The sequence below is a fragment of the Undibacterium sp. Ji49W genome (assembly GCF_049340205.1).
Classification (GTDB): Bacteria; Pseudomonadota; Gammaproteobacteria; order Burkholderiales; family Burkholderiaceae_D; genus Undibacterium.
Genome location: NZ_JBMPOW010000009.1, coordinates 80,247 through 102,086, shown reverse-complemented (window position 1 = coordinate 102,086; position 21,840 = coordinate 80,247). Strand labels below are relative to the sequence as shown.

The 21,840-nt window shown below is 50.2% G+C and carries 21 protein-coding genes; 19 read left to right on the top strand and 2 right to left on the bottom strand.

Annotated features, from left to right (window positions below; translation table 11 throughout):
- Nucleotides 1-94: 94 nt before the first annotated feature.
- The 6 genes from ACO0LK_RS12885 (at nucleotide 95) to ACO0LK_RS12860 (ending at nucleotide 5,637) form a co-directional block, all read left to right on the top strand.
- On the top strand, nucleotides 95-1,123 hold the full coding sequence (locus ACO0LK_RS12885; protein WP_422975633.1) for a hypothetical protein: 1,029 nt from the start codon (nucleotides 95-97) through the stop codon (nucleotides 1,121-1,123).
- 11 nt (nucleotides 1,124-1,134) lie between these two features.
- Nucleotides 1,135-2,700 (top strand): hypothetical protein, encoded by a 1,566-nt coding sequence (locus ACO0LK_RS12880; protein WP_422975631.1) that lies wholly within the window; start codon nucleotides 1,135-1,137, stop codon nucleotides 2,698-2,700.
- Between the two features lie 321 nt (nucleotides 2,701-3,021).
- Complete coding sequence (gene queE, locus ACO0LK_RS12875) at nucleotides 3,022-3,657, top strand: 7-carboxy-7-deazaguanine synthase (RefSeq protein WP_422975629.1); 636 nt, start codon at nucleotides 3,022-3,024, stop codon at nucleotides 3,655-3,657.
- A 6-nt stretch (nucleotides 3,658-3,663) separates the two neighbouring features.
- Complete coding sequence (gene queD / locus ACO0LK_RS12870; protein ID WP_186945430.1) at nucleotides 3,664-4,107, top strand: 6-carboxytetrahydropterin synthase QueD; 444 nt, start codon at nucleotides 3,664-3,666, stop codon at nucleotides 4,105-4,107.
- Nucleotides 4,107-4,640 carry a tRNA adenosine(34) deaminase TadA gene (tadA, locus tag ACO0LK_RS12865; RefSeq protein ID WP_422975627.1) on the top strand — a complete coding sequence of 178 codons (534 nt, stop codon included), beginning with the start codon at nucleotides 4,107-4,109 and terminating at the stop codon, nucleotides 4,638-4,640. The genes queD and tadA overlap by 1 nt, the downstream gene beginning before the upstream one ends.
- Before the next feature lie 94 nt (nucleotides 4,641-4,734).
- Nucleotides 4,735-5,637, top strand: a complete 903-nt coding sequence (locus ACO0LK_RS12860) for an LD-carboxypeptidase (RefSeq protein ID WP_422975625.1) — start codon at nucleotides 4,735-4,737, stop codon at nucleotides 5,635-5,637.
- A gap of 93 nt (nucleotides 5,638-5,730) precedes the next feature.
- On the opposite strand, the gene ACO0LK_RS12855 is transcribed toward ACO0LK_RS12860, so the two are convergent.
- Nucleotides 5,731-7,395, bottom strand: a complete 1,665-nt coding sequence (locus ACO0LK_RS12855) for an MFS transporter (protein ID WP_422975623.1) — start codon at nucleotides 7,393-7,395, stop codon at nucleotides 5,731-5,733.
- Between the two features lie 447 nt (nucleotides 7,396-7,842).
- On the opposite strand from ACO0LK_RS12855, the gene ACO0LK_RS12850 reads away from it, so the two are divergent.
- The 11 genes from ACO0LK_RS12850 (at nucleotide 7,843) to ACO0LK_RS12800 (ending at nucleotide 18,465) form a co-directional block, all read left to right on the top strand.
- The gene (locus tag ACO0LK_RS12850) at nucleotides 7,843-9,021 is read left to right on the top strand and encodes an acetyl-CoA C-acyltransferase (RefSeq protein ID WP_422975621.1); all 1,179 of its coding nucleotides are present in this window, start codon (nucleotides 7,843-7,845) and stop codon (nucleotides 9,019-9,021) included.
- Nucleotides 9,022-9,113: 92 nt separating this feature from the next.
- Nucleotides 9,114-10,931: an acyl-CoA dehydrogenase gene (locus tag ACO0LK_RS12845; protein ID WP_422975619.1), complete on the top strand. Its 1,818-nt coding sequence runs from the start codon at nucleotides 9,114-9,116 to the stop codon at nucleotides 10,929-10,931.
- Between the two features lie 128 nt (nucleotides 10,932-11,059).
- On the top strand, nucleotides 11,060-11,854 hold the full coding sequence (locus ACO0LK_RS12840; protein ID WP_186945424.1) for an SDR family oxidoreductase: 795 nt from the start codon (nucleotides 11,060-11,062) through the stop codon (nucleotides 11,852-11,854).
- Nucleotides 11,855-11,865: 11 nt separating this feature from the next.
- Entirely contained in the window at nucleotides 11,866-12,339 is a 474-nt protein-coding gene (locus tag ACO0LK_RS12835) for a PaaI family thioesterase (protein WP_422975617.1), read from the top strand.
- 114 nt (nucleotides 12,340-12,453) lie between these two features.
- The gene (locus tag ACO0LK_RS12830) at nucleotides 12,454-13,713 is read left to right on the top strand and encodes a serine hydrolase domain-containing protein (RefSeq protein WP_422975615.1); all 1,260 of its coding nucleotides are present in this window, start codon (nucleotides 12,454-12,456) and stop codon (nucleotides 13,711-13,713) included.
- Between the two features lie 7 nt (nucleotides 13,714-13,720).
- Nucleotides 13,721-14,731: an NADP-dependent oxidoreductase gene (locus ACO0LK_RS12825; RefSeq protein WP_422975613.1), complete on the top strand. Its 1,011-nt coding sequence runs from the start codon at nucleotides 13,721-13,723 to the stop codon at nucleotides 14,729-14,731.
- Nucleotides 14,732-14,765: 34 nt separating this feature from the next.
- Nucleotides 14,766-15,698, top strand: a complete 933-nt coding sequence (locus ACO0LK_RS12820) for a glutathione S-transferase family protein (protein ID WP_422975611.1) — start codon at nucleotides 14,766-14,768, stop codon at nucleotides 15,696-15,698.
- 57 nt (nucleotides 15,699-15,755) lie between these two features.
- Nucleotides 15,756-16,655, top strand: a complete 900-nt coding sequence (locus tag ACO0LK_RS12815; RefSeq protein WP_422975609.1) for an SDR family oxidoreductase — start codon at nucleotides 15,756-15,758, stop codon at nucleotides 16,653-16,655.
- 33 nt (nucleotides 16,656-16,688) lie between these two features.
- Nucleotides 16,689-17,585 (top strand): alpha/beta fold hydrolase, encoded by an 897-nt coding sequence (locus ACO0LK_RS12810; protein ID WP_186945418.1) that lies wholly within the window; start codon nucleotides 16,689-16,691, stop codon nucleotides 17,583-17,585.
- 5 nt (nucleotides 17,586-17,590) lie between these two features.
- On the top strand, nucleotides 17,591-18,034 hold the full coding sequence (locus tag ACO0LK_RS12805; RefSeq protein ID WP_422975607.1) for an acyl-CoA thioesterase: 444 nt from the start codon (nucleotides 17,591-17,593) through the stop codon (nucleotides 18,032-18,034).
- Complete coding sequence (locus ACO0LK_RS12800; RefSeq protein WP_422975605.1) at nucleotides 18,031-18,465, top strand: GNAT family N-acetyltransferase; 435 nt, start codon at nucleotides 18,031-18,033, stop codon at nucleotides 18,463-18,465. Before ACO0LK_RS12805 ends, ACO0LK_RS12800 begins: the two co-directional genes overlap by 4 nt.
- A gap of 71 nt (nucleotides 18,466-18,536) precedes the next feature.
- Here ACO0LK_RS12800 and ACO0LK_RS12795 read toward each other — a convergent pair whose 3' ends face one another.
- Nucleotides 18,537-18,869 (bottom strand): Mpo1-like protein, encoded by a 333-nt coding sequence (locus ACO0LK_RS12795; protein WP_422975603.1) that lies wholly within the window; start codon nucleotides 18,867-18,869, stop codon nucleotides 18,537-18,539.
- A 475-nt stretch (nucleotides 18,870-19,344) separates the two neighbouring features.
- On the opposite strand from ACO0LK_RS12795, the gene ACO0LK_RS12790 reads away from it, so the two are divergent.
- Both ACO0LK_RS12790 and cysC read left to right on the top strand, forming a co-directional pair.
- Nucleotides 19,345-21,096 carry a methyl-accepting chemotaxis protein gene (locus ACO0LK_RS12790; RefSeq protein WP_422975601.1) on the top strand — a complete coding sequence of 584 codons (1,752 nt, stop codon included), beginning with the start codon at nucleotides 19,345-19,347 and terminating at the stop codon, nucleotides 21,094-21,096.
- A 178-nt stretch (nucleotides 21,097-21,274) separates the two neighbouring features.
- On the top strand, nucleotides 21,275-21,829 hold the full coding sequence (gene cysC, locus ACO0LK_RS12785) for an adenylyl-sulfate kinase (RefSeq protein WP_422975880.1): 555 nt from the start codon (nucleotides 21,275-21,277) through the stop codon (nucleotides 21,827-21,829).
- Nucleotides 21,830-21,840 lie beyond the last annotated feature (11 nt).

Sequence of the window (21,840 nt, the reverse complement as noted above, 5' to 3'; positions counted from 1 at the left end):
TAAAGCATAGGCAAACGTCGGGAATGAGCTCAACAAACTCGCTCCGATGTTTGTTTTTCGTGTACTACGGTGCGCTTCAAACAAGGTGACACGCATGACGCAGGTAAAAGCACAGGTAAAAGCATATAAACTTGCAACAACTGGGGCATTGAACGAGTTTCATAAAGTGTTGACATCTGTATTTCAAGCTGCAATGGGTGTCGCACCCGGAGAGGGATTTCGACTGACTATCGATAGCAATAATCACTGTCATGCGATTTCTACGCAATTGCTGTTCAGTGAGCAATCCATTCCCTGTCTGATGACTTCAGACCAGGCTAAAGATGCGGCGGTAAAATTTCTGGCTTCACTTGATACCCAGCTTCGTCGTGTATTGCCGCCGCGCCTGACACTTTTTATTCCAACAAGCCCGAGATCAATGACATCCGCCAAAATACCGGCAACGTTGGGTGTCATGCCTGAACACTGGCTGGTGAAATTTGGGATTGATATTCCAATCTCAGAGAGGTCGCAACAACTGGGTGACGCGAGTCATCTTGCACCACTGTTGGGTGCCTATGTGGACGTACGTTTGTGCAGTGTCGGTGACATTGGAATTGGCAAGGGCTGCAGCGTCTTGTCGGTAAGCCTGCAAGTTCCGGTGTTCACTGGGGCTATCATGCCTTGCGAGCTTCTGGCATTCAAGGATACGTCTGGTGAGGTCAGTCAAAAAAGTATTCTCGTCTATTCGCTGGACGATGCGCATCAAACAGTGCTCGCCCCCAACTATGCTATTCCGGATGAGGACGAACTGGTGCTGATTCCGGCAACGCGCTTTTCTTTGGCTGCGAGCATTGATGTTATGCCGGTTGACGGGCAAGCCAGGATCGACGCGGCCGTGTTTGGTGGAAGTGGTTCATTTCGCTGCGAATGGAACATCCTGAATTTGTCAGCAAATACAGAAGCAAGTGTCTCAAGCAATGTCTTGGGCAGTAGTGTAAGACTTGGTCCAGGATATTTTCATGTACTGTTGTCCGTTGTTGATACCGTCCTTGAGCTTACTGCGCACACCGGACAAATAGTGATTGTTCCGTTTGCGTCAGAAAGCGGACAAGTCCATAGCACTTCACAAGCGCACGCATAAGGGTAGAAATGATGCCGGATGACACTATACATAAAATCAAAGTATTGATGGGGCGTTGGTTGATGGAGCTTGATGTGGCAGACGACATGTTGCCTCCATCAGGCGGACTCAAGCTTCGACATGTTACCCATGATCTTTATGGATTGGCTTCGTTGGTCGTGGCTGACCATGTTTTTGTTAAAACAGCACCATCAGCATCCGAGGTGAGTTATCCCCCCAGCGACCCGGAGTGGAAGCCATTGAGCTTGGGCGCACCAGAATTCAAGCTCTGCTATTTTAGTATTGGGGGCACTCACACTAAGCCCGCGAACATAAGAGGAAAACAAGAGTTGCATGAACCTGCCGTGTATTACAACTCGGTAGAAAATTTAAATCTGCCATCTAAGGTAAAAGAAAAAATATCCAGGCCTTCAAATGCAGCATTTCCGTATTATGAAACTGCGGTGTGCGGGCATGTTAGCGCCGCATATATACTTGTAGGACCGACCAGTGCTCTGAGTGCATTGAAAGAGAATGAGTACCTCGTTGTTATTCAAAAGTATTTGTTTACCAATTACGGCAAAAACCCTCCGCATGAACCTTCAGGAACATTGGCGGCAGCGAGATTTTTTCCATTGATTGAGTTTCATACCAACTGTAAAGCGATAGAGCAAATTCGTGTTGATTATCAACTGGATGTTGGTGTTGATTTCGTCAATGACGGATCGGCGTCAACCCCATTAGAAAATGTCATTTCTCGCCGGAAAAATACTACCAAACCAACATCGGCTGGTATTTTTCGTGATGAAGAAGTGGGTTACGGCTTCAGCATAGACGCATTGTTTGCTGGATATGAAAAACCTGTAATATATGAAATATGCAGTTATGGCCTTGTAAATGGCATGCCTGGTACGCTTACTGAGGATTCTCCGCCGAAGATTGCACCTACTACCTGGGATAATATCCATTTCTGGAATTCGTATGATCGTCTGCCTTCAACTCCGGGAGCGCCACATGCACTTCACAGTCACTGGCGATGGCCCGTTGCTGCCCAGGAAGGACGCTCACCCTTGGTTAGTCTTATCGGTATGATTAAAAGATTTCCATCGAATAAAGAGCAATTTACTGGTAGCGTTGCGCTGCCTGGAGCACCTCTGCTTGGATGGCCCTTAATTGATCCGTGCCTACCTAACCAGACAATTCAATTTGCGATAACAAATCGAGATTTCGTATGTAATCCCAAAGCGCTTTCATTCGAAGATAAATTCATGAAGGAGGCACTCCAAAAACCGGTCGAGTCCCAGATTGATAGGTCGCCAAGTGAAATTTTGAAGAAAAATGCAATCATCTTTTGGATGTCCTATCAGGCAAGTGACAGCGATCGGCCAAAAGTGGGTGGCGGCATTATAAAAAAACCAGCCAGAGGTAAGAATACACCATGGAGCGGAGCCTTTTTTATTCAGGGGTTTTATCTGGCGCACTCGAATGAAAGCGCAGATAACCTCTTTATTGGCACCATGGGAGTAGGTGGGCAAAAATACGACGGTAAAGAGTTGAAAGGTGCACCGAAATGGAAGCGAACACCGCTTGGACAGTAGACAGCACTAACACATGAGAAAATCAGTTAAGCAACCATTGTTTTACGCGATTCTTATTGAGTGAAACTATTTTTTGTTGAATGAGTTCAATGTTTTTTAGGTAACAAAATACAAAAACCTCGCCTGATTACACAAGCGCTACGTAGAAGTCAGCAGGCCAATAAGCTGCTCCGTGGTATCATGTGTCCCTTTTGCGTTCCAAAAACGCGATAAAATTTCATATATTGCATTTTTCATGCAATGTAAAAGAGAGCGGCTTTGTCAAAAGCCTTGCCTGTGCAGCCTTCAAAGTCGCTGCTGACAATCATGCGGGAATAAGACGTGACTTATAGCGTCAAAGAAATTTTTTATACTCTACAGGGCGAGGGCAATCATGCCGGGCGCCCGGCGGTGTTTTGCCGTTTTTCTGGCTGCAATTTATGGTCGGGGCGGGACGAGGACAGATCGATGGCGGTTTGCCAGTTCTGTGATACCGATTTTGTTGGTACAAACGGCGAGGGCGGCGGTAAGTTCAAGCAGGCCACAGAGTTGGCTGCGACCATCAACGCTTTGTGGCCAGTATCCTATACTGCCAGTAAGTATGTGGTGTTTACCGGCGGCGAGCCCTTGTTGCAACTGGATGCAGCTTTAATTGATGCCATGCATGCAGTTGGTTTTGAAATTGCCATAGAAACCAATGGGACCCTGCCGGTGCCAGCGGGGGTGGACTGGATTTGCGTCAGCCCCAAAATGGGTTCAGAGTTGGTAGTACGACAGGGTAGTGAGTTAAAAGTCGTGATCCCGCAGTTTGGGCAGGACATGGCTGCATATGCAAATCTTGATTTTGAACATTACTTTGTACAAGCCATGGATGGCCCTTTAAGAGACGATAATTTGCGTCTTGCAATTGAATTCTGCAAACAGCATCCGCATTGGAAGCTGAGTTTGCAAACCCATAAACTATTACAGATTCCTTGAGTTTTCATGTTAACGATTACCAGAAAATTGGAATTCGATGCAGGTCATCGCATTCCTGATCATGGCAGCCAGTGTCGCAATTTGCACGGTCACCGCTATACCCTGCAAATTACGCTGACCGGTGAGGTTGTTGAGAAAGATGGCGAGTCGGATAACGGCATGATCATGGATTTTGGCGACATCAAGGCATTGGCCAACGAACATCTGGTCAATCTATGGGACCATTCCTTCATCGTCTACGAGAAGGATTACATCATCAAGAATTTCCTGGAAAAGCTGCCTGGCCATAAAACCGTGGTCATTGATCGCGTGCCTACGGTGGAAAACCTGGCGAAGATCGCCTTTGATATCTTGAAAGTCGTGTACCACGGCAGGTTTGGCCGTACCTTGGAGCTGACCAAGGTAACACTCTACGAAACACCAAATTGCTGGGCCGAGATAGACGGATAATGGTCGGCGAACCCCAACCCGCCGCGCCGGATGCGCAGCAATTGCGTGATCTGGAGATGATGCAGCTTGCCTTGCAGCAGGCCAGGCTGGCCTGGGGTGAAGCTGAGGTGCCGGTAGGGGCGGTCGTGGTCAGGGATGGCCAGGTGATTGCCACCGGCTATAACCGGCCCATAGGCAAACACGATCCTACGGCGCACGCAGAAATCATGGCGTTGCGCGCTGCGGCTGAAGTGATGGGCAATTACCGGCTACCCGGATGCGAGCTGTATGTCACGCTGGAACCCTGCATGATGTGTGCCGGTGCCATGATGCATGCACGCCTGGCGCGTGTCATTTTTGGTGCCAGTGATCCTAAAACCGGTGTCGCCGGTTCTCTTCTGAATGTATTTGATCTCGATCAATTGAATCATCACACCAAGGTAACGCCGGGTGTCATGGCGGAAGAGTGCGGCACCTTGCTCAAGGAATTTTTTGCCCACAGGCGTGCCGTGGCGGCGCAAAAGAAAATAGCGGCAGGTGGTGCTGGTACATGAGTACACGAATACGTACACAAATAAGTACACAAATAAGTACACAAATAAGCAGACTCATGCCGCACAGATATTCAATCACAATGACAGTATCCCTATGCAAGAGATAAAAGAACAGCCCGGCATTGCCGTTGTCGCACCCAGTGGTGCTCCTCTGGATGATGTGGCAGTAGAGCGCGGGCTGGCATTGCTGGCACAACAGGGTTTTAAGGTGCATAGCTATTACCAGCCGGCGCAAAAATTCCAGCGCTTTGGTGCCACCGATGTTGAACGCGTGCAGCAGATGCATGAAGCTGCCCAAAACCCGGATGTGCAGATCGTCATGGCTCTGCGTGGCAGTTATGGCATGTCCCGGCTGATGCCGCATCTTGATCTGGATTTGCTGGCGCATAGTGGTAAATGCTTTGTCGGGTATAGCGATTTCACTCTCATTCATCTGGCGATGCTGGCGCGTAAGCGTATCAGTCTTGCTGGGCCCATGTTATGCGATGATTTTACCCGCGAGGAACCGTGCGACTATACGCTGGCGCAATTCAAGGCGAGCGTCAGCAATACAGCCCATGCCGTGGAGTTTCAGACTACCCATGCAGATACGGAATTGAGCGGGCGCTTATGGGGCGGCAATCTTGCCATGCTGGCCCATGCGGTGGGTACACCTTATTGGGCTGAGGTGCAGGATGGTATTTTGTTCCTGGAAGATATCGGTGAACACCCTTATCGTATTGAACGCATGCTGTTGCAATTGCATTTTGCCGGTGTGCTGAGCAAGCAGAAAGCCATTATCCTGGGTAATTTTTCTGCTTACAAGCTGGCCCCGCATGACAATGGCTATGATTTTGATGCGATGCTGGTGTATCTGCGCAGCATCATTGATATACCAGTCATTACCTGCTTGCCCTTTGGGCATATACGTACCAGAGCCAGTCTGGTGGTGGGCAGTGATGCAGAATTGAAGATTACGGCAGGCGCGGCACGCCTGGATATGCGGTATAGCTGGTAATAATCTGGTTTGTGACTAAATGCGAAAAAGCCCGGCAAACATGAAGTTTGCCGGGCTTTTTATTTGACTGACTGTGGTGCAGGTCAGTGCAGTTTAATCCGCTGCATAGATATCGTTGTCTTTGGTTTCCTTGACGAACAGCATGCCGATGATGAAGGTTGCTGCTGCGATCACGATAGGGTACCAGAGGCCGTAGTAAATATCGCCCTTGAATGCCACCAGTGCAAATGCTGTAGTTGGCAGCAAGCCACCAAACCAGCCGTTACCAATATGGTAGGGCAGGGACATGGATGTGTAGCGGATACGGGTTGGGAACATTTCAACCAACATGGCTGCGATAGGGCCATATACCATGGTCACATACAGCACCAGGATGAACAGCAACAACAACACCATAGGCTTGTTGATTTGTGCAGGGTCTGCCTTTGGTGGGTAGCCAGCGGCCTTAATTGCATCACCCAGCTCTTTGGAGAAAGCCTTGTCTTTGGCAGCAGCTTCGTCTTTTGGCAAACCTTTGGCATTGTACGAAGTAATGACTTTGTCGCCAACTTTGACGGAAGCGATGGTGCCTGCCGCTGCAACTTCATTCGAGTAGTTGACCGACGCAGCAGCCAGTTTTGCTTTAACGATATCGCATGAAGAGGTGAATTTCTTCGTGCCGGTAGGGTTGAACTGGAACTGGCAATCATCAGGATCAGCGGTAACAACAACTGGTGCGTTTTTCAGAGCTGCTTCCAGCGCTGGATTGGCATAGTGTGTCAGGGCGCTGAAAATCGGGAAGTAGGTGAGTGCAGCAATCAGGCAGCCTGCCAGGATGATGGGTTTGCGACCGATTTTGTCAGAAAGTGAACCGAATACCAGGAAGAACGGTGTACCGATGACCAAGGATGCCGCGATCAGGATATTGGCTGTTGCACCATCGACTTTCAGGGTTTGTTGCAGGAAGAACAGCGCATAGAACTGACCTGTATACCAGACCACGGCCTGACCTGCGGTTAAGCCCAGCAATGCCAGGATAACGATTTTCAGGTTTTTCCATTGACCGAAAGATTCTGTCAGAGGCGCTTTGGAGGTTTTGCCTTCGGCCTTCATTTTGGCGAAAGCAGGGGATTCATTCATGGACAAACGGATCCAGACAGAAATTGCCAGCAGGAAAACCGATACCAGGAAAGGAACACGCCAGCCCCAGGCGCTGAATTCTTCTTCGCCGATGGCAGTACGTGTACCCAGAATCACCATCAGGGACAAGAACAGACCCAGTGTCGCTGTAGTTTGTATCCATGCAGTGAAGGAGCCGCGCTTGCCGTGTGGCGCATGTTCTGCCACATAAGTTGCTGCACCACCATATTCACCACCCAGTGCCAGACCTTGCAGAATACGCAGAGAAATCAGGATAACCGGTGCGGCAAGGCCTATGCTTTCATAGTTGGGCAACAAGCCTACGCAGAAAGTGGAGCCACCCATGATCAGAATGGTGACCAGGAAGGTGTATTTACGACCTATCATGTCTCCAAGGCGGCCAAACACCAGGGCGCCGAAAGGACGGACAATGAAACCGGCGGCAAATGCCAGCAGTGCGAAAATGAATGCGGTATTGGGGTCAGTGCCAGCAAAGAACTGTTTGGCAATAATGGATGCGAGTGAGCCGTACAGGTAAAAATCGTACCATTCAAAAACGGTGCCCAGCGAAGACGCAAAGATAACCTTGCGTTCTTCTGCCGTCATGCTGCCTGACGTTGCGATAGGTGCTGTCGCCATGCTTGTCTCCTGTTTTAAGTATAGTTAAGTGTGCTTAATAAAAATGCGCTGGAAAACGGATCGGAAAAATTCGATGATTATTTCAACATTTTTTTATTGCAAGCAAAGTGTGCAAGTTGAAACTTACGGCATGCTTGCTCGAAACTTACAGAAACTTACGAATGATATTAATAAGGTGTTCAATAAATAACGGTATTGGGCGTAAAATGGAATTCAATAAATTTACGAACGGTCGTACTAAATTGTGATATTCTAGTTTTTGAGCTTGAGTTTGCTTCGTGGATAAGGAGTAATGTCGAGCAAAGATGCTGAAATATGCTTATGAATGGTTTCGCAGGGTTTCGGCGGGCAGGCTTGCAACAGGAATATATACCCTGAGTCATGCCGGCAAGTAACTTCTGCACTATAACGCTGCACAATAAAATACTTACACCATAGGAGATCTACATGTCTGATGCAGTTATCGTATCCACCGCACGTACCGGCTTGGCAAAATCCTGGAAGGGCGCTTTCAATATGACACATGGCGCCACGATGGGCGGACATGTACTAGACGCAGCCATTCAGCGCGCCAAGATCGATGCGGCAGAAGTGGAAGATGTCATCATGGGTTGTGCCACGCCAGAAGGCGCGACCGGCAGCAATATTGCCCGTCAGATCGCCCTGCGTGGTGGTTGCCCGGTTACTACAGCCGGTATGACGGTGAACCGTTTTTGCTCATCCGGCTTGCAGACGATAGCGCTGGCAGCACAACGTATTATTGCCGGTGAAGGCGATATCTATGCAGCAGGCGGTGTTGAATCCATTTCTTGCGTACAAAACGAAGCCAATAGCCACATGATCGTGGAAACCTGGTTGAAGCAACACAAGCCAGAAGTGTATTGGCCTATGTTGCAAACCGCAGAGACTGTTGCCAAACGCTATGGCATTCCACGTGAACGTCAGGATGAATACGGCGTACAAAGCCAATTGCGCGCTGCTGCTGCACAGGCTGCTGGTTTGTTTGATGCCGAAATCGTGCCGATGACTACGGTCATGGGTGTGGCAGACAAGGCCACTGGCATGCTGATTACCAAAGAAGTCACCATTTCTGCGGATGAAGGCATACGTGCTGATACGACACTCGAAGGCGTATCCAAAATCCGTACTGCCGTACCAGGTGGTGTTATTACTGCTGGTAATGCCAGCCAGTTTTCTGATGGCGCATCGGTCGCTATTTTGATGAACAGCAAACTGGCCGAAGCAAAGGGCTTGCAACCACTGGGCATTTTCCGTGGCTTTGCGATCGCTGGCTGTGAACCGGATGAAATGGGTATAGGCCCGGTATTTGCGATTCCAAAATTATTAAAAAAAGCCGGCTTGAAAGTCGAAGATATCGGCTTGTGGGAACTGAATGAAGCCTTTGCGGTACAGGTATTGTATTGCGCAGACAAACTCGGCATTCCTATGGACAAGCTGAACGTCAACGGCGGCGCGATTGCAGTTGGTCATCCTTACGGCGTGTCAGGTGCGCGTCTGACAGGCCATGCCCTGATCGAAGGCAAGCGCCGTGGCGCGAAATATGTGGTGGTGACCATGTGTATTGGCGGTGGTCAGGGTGCAGCGGGATTGTTTGAAGTGGTTTAAGCTGGATAGCATGTTGGGTGCTCATACTGCCTTGTGTTTGCAAGGTGGTGTGAGCAAGATTGGTATTTCATTTTTTCATCCAAAAAAACATCATGCAATCTAAAATTATTCCTCGCCGCGACCTCGATTTTTTGCTGTATGAATGGCTGAACGTAGAGTCGCTGAATCAAAGGCCCCGTTTCGCCGACCATAATCGCGAAACCTTCAATGCGGCGCTGGATACCTGCGAGCAAATTGCCACGGATTTATTTGCCACCCATAATAAAAAGAATGACCAGAACGAGCCACATTTCGATGGAGAAACTGTACACATCATTCCTGAAGTAAAAATCGCACTGAAAGCGTTTTGCGAAGCGGGCCTGATGGCAGCAGGGCAGGATTTTGATGTCGGCGGCATGCAACTGCCCTGCGTGGTCGAAAAAGCTGGTTTTGCCTATTTCAAAGGTGCGAATGTCGGTACTTCGTCTTACCCTTTCCTGACCATAGGCAATGCCAATACCCTGCTCAAATGTGGCACGCCTGAGCAGATTGAAACCTTTGTCAAGCCCATGCTGGATGGACGTTTCTTTGGCACCATGTGCCTGTCTGAACCGCAGGCGGGTTCCAGTCTGTCGGACATCGTCACCCGGGCAGAACCGCAGGAAGATGGTAGCTATCGCCTCACGGGCAACAAGATGTGGATATCTGCCGGTGAGCATGAATTGGCCGAAAATATCGTCCATCTGGTGTTGGCCAAGGTGCCAGATGAAAACGGCAAGCTGATACCTGGCGTCAAAGGTATCTCACTTTTCATCGTACCCAAAAAACTGGTCAATTCCGATGGTAGTCTGGGCGAGCGCAATGATGTGGTACTGGCCGGGTTGAACCATAAAATGGGGTATCGTGGCACCACCAATTGCCTGCTCAATTTTGGTGAGGGCAAGTTCAAACCGCAAGGCAAGGCAGGCGCAATTGGCTATCTGGTCGGTACACTGCACCGTGGTATGGCCAATATGTTCCACATGATGAATGAGGCGCGCATTGGTGTTGGCCTGGGTGCTGTCATGCTGGGGTACACTGGTTATCTGCATGCGCTGGATTATGCGCGCAATCGTCCGCAAGGCCGTGCCCCGCTGAACAAAGACCCCGTCGCGCCGCAAATCCCTATCATCCAGCATACCGATGTCAAGCGCATGCTGCTGGCACAAAAAACCTATGTGGAAGGTGGCCTGGCACTGAACTTGTTCTGTGCCCGTCTGGTCGATGAAGAACGTACCGGCACAACACCGGAAGCACGCATCCATGCGGCGCAGATGCTGGAAATATTGACGCCTATTGCCAAATCCTGGCCCTCACAATGGTGCCTGGAAGCGAATAACCTGGCAATACAGGTGCACGGCGGCTATGGCTATACGCGCGAATACAATGTCGAGCAATTTTATCGTGACAACCGTCTGAACCCCATCCATGAAGGCACGCACGGCATACAGGGGCTGGATTTGCTGGGCCGCAAAGTCGTCATGCACGACGGCGCAGCACTGGAAGCACTGGGCGAAGTCATGCACAAAACCTTAACGCGGGCTACCCATCATCCTGAACTGCTGGATTACACCAAATCACTGGCGCGGGTACTGCAAAGGCTGGCAACGACAACTCAGAAACTGCATGGCTGCGGTGACACCAACAAGACACTCGCAAATGCCTCGTTGTATCTGGAAGTGTTCGGGCATGCCGTGGTGGCCTGGATCTGGCTGGAGCAGGCTCTGCTTTGCCTGGGCAAGGAACATCATCACGATGCTGATTTTTATGCAGGCAAGCTGCAGGCCTGCAAATATTTCTTCCATTGGGAATTGCCACGTGTACATCCGCAACTGGATCTGCTTTCCAATATTGATGTGACCACCTATGAAATGCAGGATGCCTGGTTCTGAGGCACACCTCATCCACTCTCATCCACTGACATTTTTATCTAATCATTCCCTATCAAGAGACAGTGATGCATGTGTGCCGGTATCAGTACACATGACATCCTGCCAAACCAAAAAAACAGGAGACTAGCATGACGACAGCGACACGTTCAGTACAACAGTTATTTGATCTGCGCGGCAAGACCGCACTGGTGACCGGCGGATCACGCGGCCTTGGCCTGCAAATGGCAGAAGCTTTGGGTGAGCAGGGTGCCAAAGTGGTGCTGTCCTCACGCAAGCAATCTGACCTGGATGAAGCCGTTGCGCATCTGAAAAGCCGTGGCATCGATGCCAGCGCAATTGCTGCCGACCTGTCGAAAGATGCGGCAGTGCAGCCACTGGTGGATGAAGCGCTGGCCCGTCTTGGGCATATCGACATCCTCATCAATAATGCTGGTGCTACCTGGGGGGCACCAGCGGAAGATTATCCGGTCGATGCCTGGGACAAGGTGATGAACCTGAATATCCGCAGCATCTTCCTGATCTCGCAGGCAGTCGGCAAGCGTTCCATGATACCGCGTAAATATGGCCGCATCATCAATATCGCCTCGATTGCGGGGCTGGCTGGCAATGCGCCTGGCACCATGCAGACTATCGCATATAACACCTCAAAGGCGGCTGTCATCAACTTCACCCGCACTTTAGCTGGTGAATGGGGTGTGCATGGCATCACCGTCAACGCGATTGCGCCAGGATTTTTTCCATCCAAGATGACCAAGGGCATACTCGAACATCTGGGTGAAGAAAAACTCGCCCAGGAAGCACCCTTGCAGCGCATTGGTGATGATGAAGACCTGAAAGGCGTAGCCATGCTGTTCGCCAGCGATGCCGGCAAACACATTACTGGCCAGACCCTGGCCGTGGACGGCGGTGTGTCTGCTGTATGACGGGGACAGACATGTCGCTTCCTGAAACTCAAGCGCCTTCCGCGCTTCCAATTTCCCAGCCGACACCGGTATTGAATCCCTTTCTGCATGATCTGGGAGTGGAGTTTCTGGAGATGGAAAATGGCCATGCACGTCTGGCACTGGATCTGAGCGAACGGCATATGAACAGCTGGCAAATCGCCCATGGCGGCGTCACCATGACCATGCTGGATGTGGTCATGGCAATGGCAGGACGTTCCCTCAGCAGCGATCTGAAGGGCGTGGTGACGGTAGAGATGAAGACCACCTTCCTGCAACCCGGTGGTGTGCCGGGTGGCCGTATGGAAGCACGTGGCAAGGCTTTTCATCGATCCACCACCATGTGCTTTTGCGAAGGCGAAGTCTGGAATGGTGACAAACTGATCGCCAAGGCCATGGGTACGTTCAAGTATCTGCGACGCCTTAAATCTGGCGAGAATATGAAAAAGCTGTACGGTAGTGATTAAAGTCAAAAAGTAGTGCCTGCAAGTCCAATAAAAAAATATATGGAGACCAACATGCAGCAGAACCGCTTTGCCGTTCTTTTCGTTCTTGTCATCGCATTACTCGGTGGATCATTCATGAATATGTCTTTGGCACAAACTGTCTTGCCAGATGCTGAGGCAAGCGACCCGCAAAAAATGGGCTGGATGCAGGGTTTTCCACCAGCACCGGACAAGATCATCAAATTTGCCAATGGTAGTAATTATCAGTTTCCACGCACGCGCTGGTCGTTTTCGCACGGACGTGAACTGGGGCCAACCAGCAATGTATGGCATGGGGCAGGGCCGGTATCGGCTTTGCCTGTGGCCTTAGGTAAACCAGATGAGCTTGATCAGTTACGTTTTGCAGATGAAAAGGGTACCGACATCAGTTGGGCCGACATGCAGGCCCGTACCTACACCGACAGCATACTGGTGCTGCATAAAGGTAAAATCGTCTACGAGCGCTACCTGGGTATTACCAAGCCACATTTACCGCATATTGCGATGTCGGTCACCAAATCCTTTGTCGGCACGCTGGCGGCTAGCCTGGCAGCAGAGGGTAAACTTGATCCTGGGGCACCTGTCACGCAATATATTCCTGAACTGAAAGATACTGCCTATGGCGATGCTACGGTGCGCCAGGTCATGGATATGACGATAGGTGTACAGTATTCTGAAGTTTATGCTGACCCCAAGGCAGAAATCTGGGATTACGCCCGATCAGGTGGTTTGCTGCCGACAGCGCCAACTTACGATGGCCCCAAAACTTTTTACGATTTCCTGGTGAAATTAAAAAAAGAGGGCAAGCATGATGAAGCCTTTGCCTACAAAACCGTGAATGCGGAGGTGCTGGCCTGGATACTCCGGCGGGCGAGCGGACAAAATCTGTCCGATCTATTGTCTGAGCGCATCTGGCAAAAACTGGGTACCGAGAATGATGCCTATTTTGCGGTAGACAGTGTAGGCACCGAGCAGGGCGGTGGTGGTTTGAACCTGACGCTGCGTGATATGGCACGCTTTGGCGAAATGATGCGTCTGAATGGCAAATTCAATGGGCAGCAAATCATTCCTGCCGCTGCAGTAGAAGACATACGCAAAGGTGCTGACCCGGCCAAATTTGCCAAGGCAGGCTATGCCACCTTGCCCGGTTATTCCTACCGCAATATGTGGTGGGTAGGGCATAACAGCCACCAGACATTTGAAGCCCGTGGCATACATGGGCAGCGTATTTATATCGATCCGGTGGCCGAAATGGTCATCGTTAAATTTTCTTCCCATCCCGTCGCTGCCAATGGCGCGACTGACCCTGTCACTTACCGCGCCTTTCAGGCGATGGCAAATCACTTGATGAAATGAGTAAACCATGACGACTAATTCTCAACTTGCGTATCAACGTATCGTGCTGGCTTCCCGTCCCCAAGGGCAGGTTGTGCCAGAAAATTTCCGGCTTGAATCCCTGCCTGTGCCAGAACTGAAAGATGGCGAGTTACTGGTACGCAATCACTACATGTCGTTGGACCCTTACATGCGCGGCCGCATGGAAGATGCCAAAAGTTATGCCGCCCCGCAAGTCATCGGTGAAACCATGATAGGTGGTACGGTCGGTGAAGTGGTCGCCAGCAAGAATGCCAAATTCAATGTCGGCGACAAGGTCATCGGCATGCTGGGCTGGTCAGAAATGGGCGTGTCTGATGGCTTGTTGTTGCGTAAGGTCGATACAACCCATATTCCCTTGTCAGCTTACCTGGGCTCAGTCGGCATGCCTGGCCTGACAGCCTGGTATGGCCTGACCCAGATCATGCAACCCAAGGCTGGTGAGACCGTCGTGGTATCGGCTGCCAGTGGTGCTGTGGGCAGCGTGGTCGGTCAGTTGGCCAAACAGATGGGATGCCGCGTGGTTGGTATTGCTGGTGGTGTGGATAAATGTGCTTATGTCGTCAATGAACTGGGCTTTGATGCCTGCATCGATTACAAGGCAGGCAATCTGGAAGCTGATCTGGCAGCAGCAACGCCAGACGGCATTGATGCCGTTTTTGAAAACGTCGGTGGTGATATTTTTGATGCCAGCCTGGCCCGTATGAATGCCTTTGGTCGTATTGCCCTGTGCGGTTTGATCGCGGGTTATAACGGCGAACAGATGAGTATCAAGAATGCCCGCATATTTCTGACCATGCGTTTGACCATGCGCGGCTTTATCGTTTCCGAACACATGGATTTATGGCCGCAGGGTTTGAAAGAACTGGGTGGCCTGGTCGCGACGGGTAAATTGAAATTCCGTGAATCGGTCGCTGAAGGAATTGCCGCTGCGCCGGAGGCATTTATCGGTCTGTTGAAAGGCAAGAATTTCGGCAAGCAACTGGTGAAATTAATCTAACGTAACTGTTTAAGCTTGAGAGAATAGTGCAACCATGTCCGATTTAATTCTTCACAATTTTGCAGTTTCTCCGTTTTCTGAAAAAATCCGTTTGATTTTCGGCTTTAAACAATTGAACTGGAAATCAGTCACGGTGCCCACCATCATGCCCAAGCCGGATGTGACGGCATTGACCGGCGGTTATCGACGTACGCCCCTGTTACAAATTGGCGCGGATATTTATTGCGATACTTCGCTGATTGCCGAAGTGCTGGAGAAGCGTGTACCTGCACCTTCGTTATATCCCGCTGCCATCAATGGCCTGGCGCGCAACCTGGCGCAATGGGCGGACAGTACCTTGTTCTGGACGGCAATTCCGTACGCATTTCAACCAGCAGCCATCCCTTCACTATTCGGCAATATCAGTGCGGAAGAAATGCAGGCCTTTAGCGCTGATCGCACTGCCATGCGCGGCAACATGCCGCGTACCAGTCTGGGAGAAGCCAAAGGACAGCTATCTGAATATTTAAGGCGCCTTGAAAATATGCTCAGTGGTGATGCGCCATTTCTATTCGGGGCGCAAGCCAGCATTGCGGATTTTTCTGTCTATCAGGCGCTGTGGCTGATACGTATCGCTCCTGCAATCAATACTATCTTTAATGACTACCCAAAATTATTGAAATGGATGGATCTGGTTGCCGCTTTCGGGCATCACCAGTCTGAACCCTTGACTAGTACAGAGGCACTGAACATCGCTAGGAATGCGCAAAGCTTTGATGTAGATGGACGCAACTTTGTTGATACCCATGGCATACCTTTGGGTGAGCAGGTGGTCATCATGCCGACTGACTACGCGCTGGACCCGGTCGTGGGTGAGTTGGTGATTGCCAGTGACAATGAATTGGCCGTGCGTCGTCAAGATGAACGGGCTGGAGCAGTGGTCGTTCATTTCCCACGCGTAGGCTTCCAGATGAAACGTGCAAAATAAATTCAGGCAAAGTGCGCAATTTAAAAATTATTAAATAAACTAATTACAGGAGACAACATGAAAGTATTTAAAGACAGAGTAGCCGTTATCACCGGTGGTGCCAGCGGTTTTGGCCGTGAATTTGCTATTATCGGTGCACGTCTGGGTATGAAGCTGGTGCTGGCCGATGTGCAGCAAGATGCCCTGGATAAAACCAGAGCAGAGCTGGAAGCACAAGGTGCACAGGTACTGGCCATGCGTTGCGATGTACGCCACGCAGAAGAAGTACAGGCCCTGGCTGATGCCACCATGGAAAAATTTGGTGCCGTGCATCTGGTATTCAACAATGCCGGTGTTGGCTCTGGCGGCCTGATCTGGGAAAACACCCAGGCTGACTGGGATTGGGTGATAGGCGTCAATCTTTGGGGTGTGATTCATGGCGTGCGTATCTTCACTAACCTGATGCTGGAATGTGCAAAGAAAGACCCGCAATTTGAAGGCCATATCGTGAATACGGCTTCCATGGCAGGCTTGCTGAATGCACCGACCATGGGTGTGTATAACGTCTCCAAACATGCTGTCGTGTCTTTGTCAGAATCCCTGTATCAGGATTTGAAACTGGTGGAAGCACCAATCGGCGCTTCTGTGTTGTGTCCGTATTTTGTACCTACCGGCATTTCACAATCACATAGAAATCGTCCGGAAGACGTGCCAGGTTCTGCACCCACTGCCAGCCAAAGGGCGGCACAGGCCATGTCAGACAAGGCTGTGAATTCTGGCAAGGTGACCGCTGAAGAAGTGGCTGAAAATACCTTCAAGGCGATTGCTGACGAACAGTTCTATATCTTCTCGCATCCCGGTGCTTTGGGTAATGTGCAGGAACGTATGGAAGACATTGTCCTGCAATGCAATCCAGGTGACCCTTACAAGGCAGCGCCGCATATCCGTGACATGCTCAGAGCCAAGTTGAAGGCTTAATCATCACTTTGCAGGCATCAGGGAGAAGCATCAATGACAGCAGAAATAATAAGCAATCAGTTTGCCACACTGGACAATGGAACCCGCCTGCATTTTGCCAGTGCCGGTGAAAGGGGGCGGCCACTGATCCTGTTCGTGCATGGCTTTCCAGAGTTCTGGTATGAATGGTCGGCCCAGTTGGCCGAATTTGGACAAGACTATTTTGCGGTAGCGCCCGATTTGCGCGGTTTCAATCTGTCCGACATGCCTGCCGATGTTGCCGCCTATAAGGCCAGGCATATCGTCGATGACTTGCGGTTGCTGATTGCCCATCTGGGTTACCAGCAAGCCACGGTCGTCGCCCATGACTGGGGCGGGGCAGTATGCTGGAATATGGCGATTGCCCTGCCTGCCTTGTTTGAAAAACTGATTATCATCAATTCACCACATCCTTATCTGTTCATGCAGGCGCTGGCGACTGATCCTGCGCAAAAGACTTCCAGTGAATACATGAACTGGTTGCGCAATCCGGGTTCTGAGGACGCTCTGGCCAAGGATGATTTTGCTCTCATGGATGGTTTCTTTAATGGCATGGGGCAGGGCGATGCTGCCTGGTTTGATGCAGATACCCAGGCGGCTTACCATGCCTGCTGGGCACGTGGTTTGAGTGGCGGGGTGAATTACTATCGTGCTTCTCCACTGCATCCACCTACAGAAACCAATCCGGGGCCACTGAAATTGAATTTGAACCCTGCTGATTTCCAGGTGAAGGTACCAACCCGTGTTATCTGGGGTGAAAACGACAAGGCGCTGCCCAAAACCTTGCTGGACGGTCTGGAGAATTTTGTTGACGATATCCAGATACAGCGCATTCCTGAAGGTTCACACTGGGTTATCCATGAACAGCCGGAACGCGTCAACCGGCTTATCCGTCAATTTTTGCAGAGTTAGGATTTATGGCCAAAGCAGATTTTGCTTTCTTTCATCGCTTGCGGGTGCGCTGGTCAGAAGTCGATATGCAGGCGATTGTCTTCAATGGCAATTATCTCAATTATTTTGACGTGGCGTTTACCGAATACTGGCGTGCCGCCGGTTTGCCGAATGTGATCACCCAGGCAGCTGAGGGCAAGGAACTGTTTGCCCGCAAATCCACGGTTGAATATATGGCACCCGCCAGGTTTGATGATGAACTCGATATCGGTGTGCGTTGCGCCAGTATCGGTCGTTCTTCCATGCAATTCATCCTCGAAATTTATCTTGGTGAAAACCATTTGATATCTGGCGAACTGGTGTATGTCTATGCCGATACCGAAAAACGCAAGGCAGTTGCCGTTAGCGATACATGGCGTGCGATAATTTCATCCTTTGAAACGCACCTGCCAGCGGATACCCGAACATGAATACTGAAAACCTGCGCCTCGTCATTGCCGACTGGGCTACCCTGCAAACAGATGCGCAAGGCGTACGCTATGCCGTCTTTGTCATTGAGCAAAAGATTCCGGTTGAACTGGAATGGGATGCCGCCGATGCGCAGTGCGTACATGCAGTTGCCTATGATGCGGATGGTAAGGCAGTTGGAACAGGCCGCCTCTTGCCGGATGCACATATTGGCCGCATGGCTGTACTGGCAGAAGCACGCGGCCAGGGCGTCGGGGCTAAGATTTTGCGTGCCCTGATGAAAGAGGCGCAGGCTAGGGGGGATCAGGCTGTGTGCCTGAATGCACAGCAGTCAGCAGAAAATTTCTATCTTAAGGAAGGTTTTGTGCGCGACGGTGAGCTGTTTGAAGAAGCTGGCATTCCCCATGTAAGCATGGTGTATCTGTTTGCCTGATTACTTTCTGTTCTGATGCCAATGCCGCTCTGGCAGTAATGGCAGGACGATGGCAGAGCGGTATTGTCATTTCAAGTCTTGCGCACTGCATCTTGCTGACCAAAACTGACTTTTCCAGTCAGTAGTTGCCAGTACATGACCCAATCCCCCATGAAGGAAAACACGGGCTGCTTGAAAGAGGCGGGTCGATTTTTCTCAAACATGAAATGCCCTATCCAGGCGAAACCATAGCCGCAGACAGGCGCACCCAGTAGAAACTGGCCATTACCGGTGTACGCAAACAGCGCAATGCAAAGCAGCACCAGACTGGACCCCAGAAAGTGCAATTGCCGGCAGGTCCGGTTGCTGTGCTCTGTCAGGTAAAACGCATAAAACGCTGAAAAGTTCGTATATTTTTCTGCCATCGCCTTGTCTCTTCACCATCTTCTTTTATTTGCTGATCTGGATTTAGCTGCTTCCCGGCTTCGCCTCAAGGGCTAAACCATGCAGATTTTCATTATGGATTAATCAGGCCATTTTTTAAACTGGTCTTATGCATGTATGTAATTCGCAACGTCTACATAAGGTAAGTAAGTCATAAATTCAATTGGTAAAAATACTAAATTGCAATATTGACATTATAAAAATATACACTAACATGTAGTCTGATATATATTAAACAAATATGGTTATTCGGTTTTTGCTACTAAGGATTTGATGGTGATAGTAATAATTAATATCTTTAAGTATTTGATATTAAACGGAAATATAAAAGTTTACAATATTTAATAATTTCCTTGTGGCATCAAAATCTATGTGGCAATATAAGCTTATGCATTAAATGCAGCAAGCCCGGACCCAGTCAAACTTTTTAGCTGACTCACGTTTTTGGGGGAAATCATGAAGATTGAAAACTTGAAAGTCTCAACCAGGCTCGTCACTGGTTTTGGACTGGTGTTGGGTTTGTTGCTGGTGGTTTTGCTGTTGGGAACCACGTATATGGCAAAGATGCATCAGCGCATGGAAGAAATTGCCAACGTCAATAATGTGCAATCCAAGCTGGCCTCCACCATGTACCTGACGGTGACCGAGCGAGCCCTGGCTTTGCGCAATCTCATCCTTTTGTCCGATGCCGCAGAAATTCAGATAGAAGTCAATCGCATCAAGGCGCAGGCAGTCAAATATGCTGATGCCGAAGAAAAACTCACCAAGATGCTCAAGGGTGATCCCAATGCATCCTCCGAAGAGCTGGCCTTGTTGGGCCGTATTCGTGATCAGGCCAAACTGTCCGAACCTTTCATCGCCAAGGCAGCTGAATTAGGTGTCAACAAGCAAGGCGATGAAGCATACAAGATGCTGCGTTTTGAATTCCGCCCCATACAGAAAAAATGGTGGGAATTGCTGAACGACATGATTACTTTGGAAGAGAAACAGAACACAGAAGCCATCGCGCAGGCAGAGCTTGATTACGCCAGTGCCAATAAGCTCATGTATATATTTGGTGCGGTTGCCCTGTTTGTCGGTGTGCTGGCTGCTTTGCTCATTGTCAGAAGCCTGCTGAAACAACTGGGCGGCGAGCCGCGTTATGCCGTCACGATTGCTGAAAGAATCGCGGCAGGTGATTTGTCTGTGCCCATACGTCTGGCTGACAAAGATACGCATAGCCTCATGCATGCCATGCAGGAAATGCAAAATGGCCTGGCCAGCATCGTCGGCCAGGTGCGTTCTGGTACCGATACGATAGCAACTGCATCCAGGCAGATAGCATCTGGCAATATGGATCTGTCTTCACGCACTGAACAGCAGGCCGGCTCACTCGAAGAAACCGCTTCATCGATGGAAGAACTGACGTCGACTGTCAAACAGAATGCAGACAGTGCAAGACAGGCTAATGTGCTGGCGCAATCTGCGTCGGATGTGGCTGTCAAGGGCGGTACCGTTGTGTCCGAGGTGGTGCAGACTATGGGTTCCATCAATACATCTTCACGCAAGATTGTCGATATTATCGGCGTCATTGACGGCATTGCGTTTCAAACCAATATCCTGGCGCTGAACGCTGCAGTAGAAGCTGCACGTGCGGGTGAGCAGGGGCGCGGCTTTGCCGTGGTAGCAACCGAAGTACGTAACCTGGCACAACGGTCGGCCGAGGCTGCGCGTGAAATCAAGTTCCTGATCGATGATTCGGTCACCAAGGTGGATATCGGTGCAAAACTGGTCGATCAGGCCGGTGTCACTATGGAAGAAATTGTGGCCAGCATCAAACGCGTGACCAGCATCATGACTGAAATCATGATGGCCAGCCAGGAACAGACTGCGGGTATAGAGCAGATCAATGAAGCCATCGTGCAGATGGATGATGTGACCCAGCAAAATGCTGCGCTGGTGGAAGAAGCCGCCGCTGCCGCCAGTGCGCTGCAAAATCAGGCAGACGATTTGTCGTCCCTGGTCAGCACCTTCCAGCTTGCTTCAGAGAAATTTTCAGAACCTGGCTGGCGTGAACCTGTGATCACAGACAAAAAAGTCATACCGCTGATAAAAAAAGCGACGCTGGAAAAAAATAAAGCACCTGCCAAACAGATCAAGCGGGTTACCAGCGCAGGAAGTGCCAGTGCCGTCCGCAAAACGGACACACAGGATTGGGAAGAATTCTGAAAGTAAACATCGTCTTTGTTGAACCGGGAGTCGGAAAATGCAAGCAACCACGAGAGTACTGGACGAAGCACCCGAAGAAAACGTGCCAGTTGAGCGCAGAACCAAATTTGGTCGTTTCGTGCACAACCCACAGTCGCGTGGAGGAGACATTAACTGGCATTATGGCACTGTGACATCGATGGCACGCGAGCGATTGCTGCGCCAGAGCCCAGCCACCTTATGGTTGACTGGTTTGAGTGGTGCTGGCAAATCGACGCTTGCCTACGCATTGGAAAAACTCTTGCTGGAGCGCGGCCATTGCTGCTTTGTGGTGGATGGCGACAACCTGCGGCATCACCTCAACAGTGATCTGGGTTTTTCACCGCATGACAGGCGCGAAAATATCCGCCGGGCTGCAGAGGTTGCGCACCTGCTTAATGAAGCTGGCATGATCGTCATCACTGCTTTCATTTCTCCATTCCAGGCGGACCGGGCCATGGCGAAAGAAATCATCAGCGAAGAACGTTTCATTGAAGTACATGTCAGCACGCCCGGTGTGGTTTGTGAAAGACGTGACCCCAAAGGCTTGTACGCAAAAGCCCGCAGGGGCGAGATACCGGAATTTACAGGCATCTCAGCACCTTATGAAGCGCCGCTGGATCCTGATCTGGAAATCAATTCTGAAATGCACACGATAGAAGAGGCCGCAGAAAAACTGTACAGACACCTGATAGGATTGTGTTATATCAAATAGCGGGAAAATCC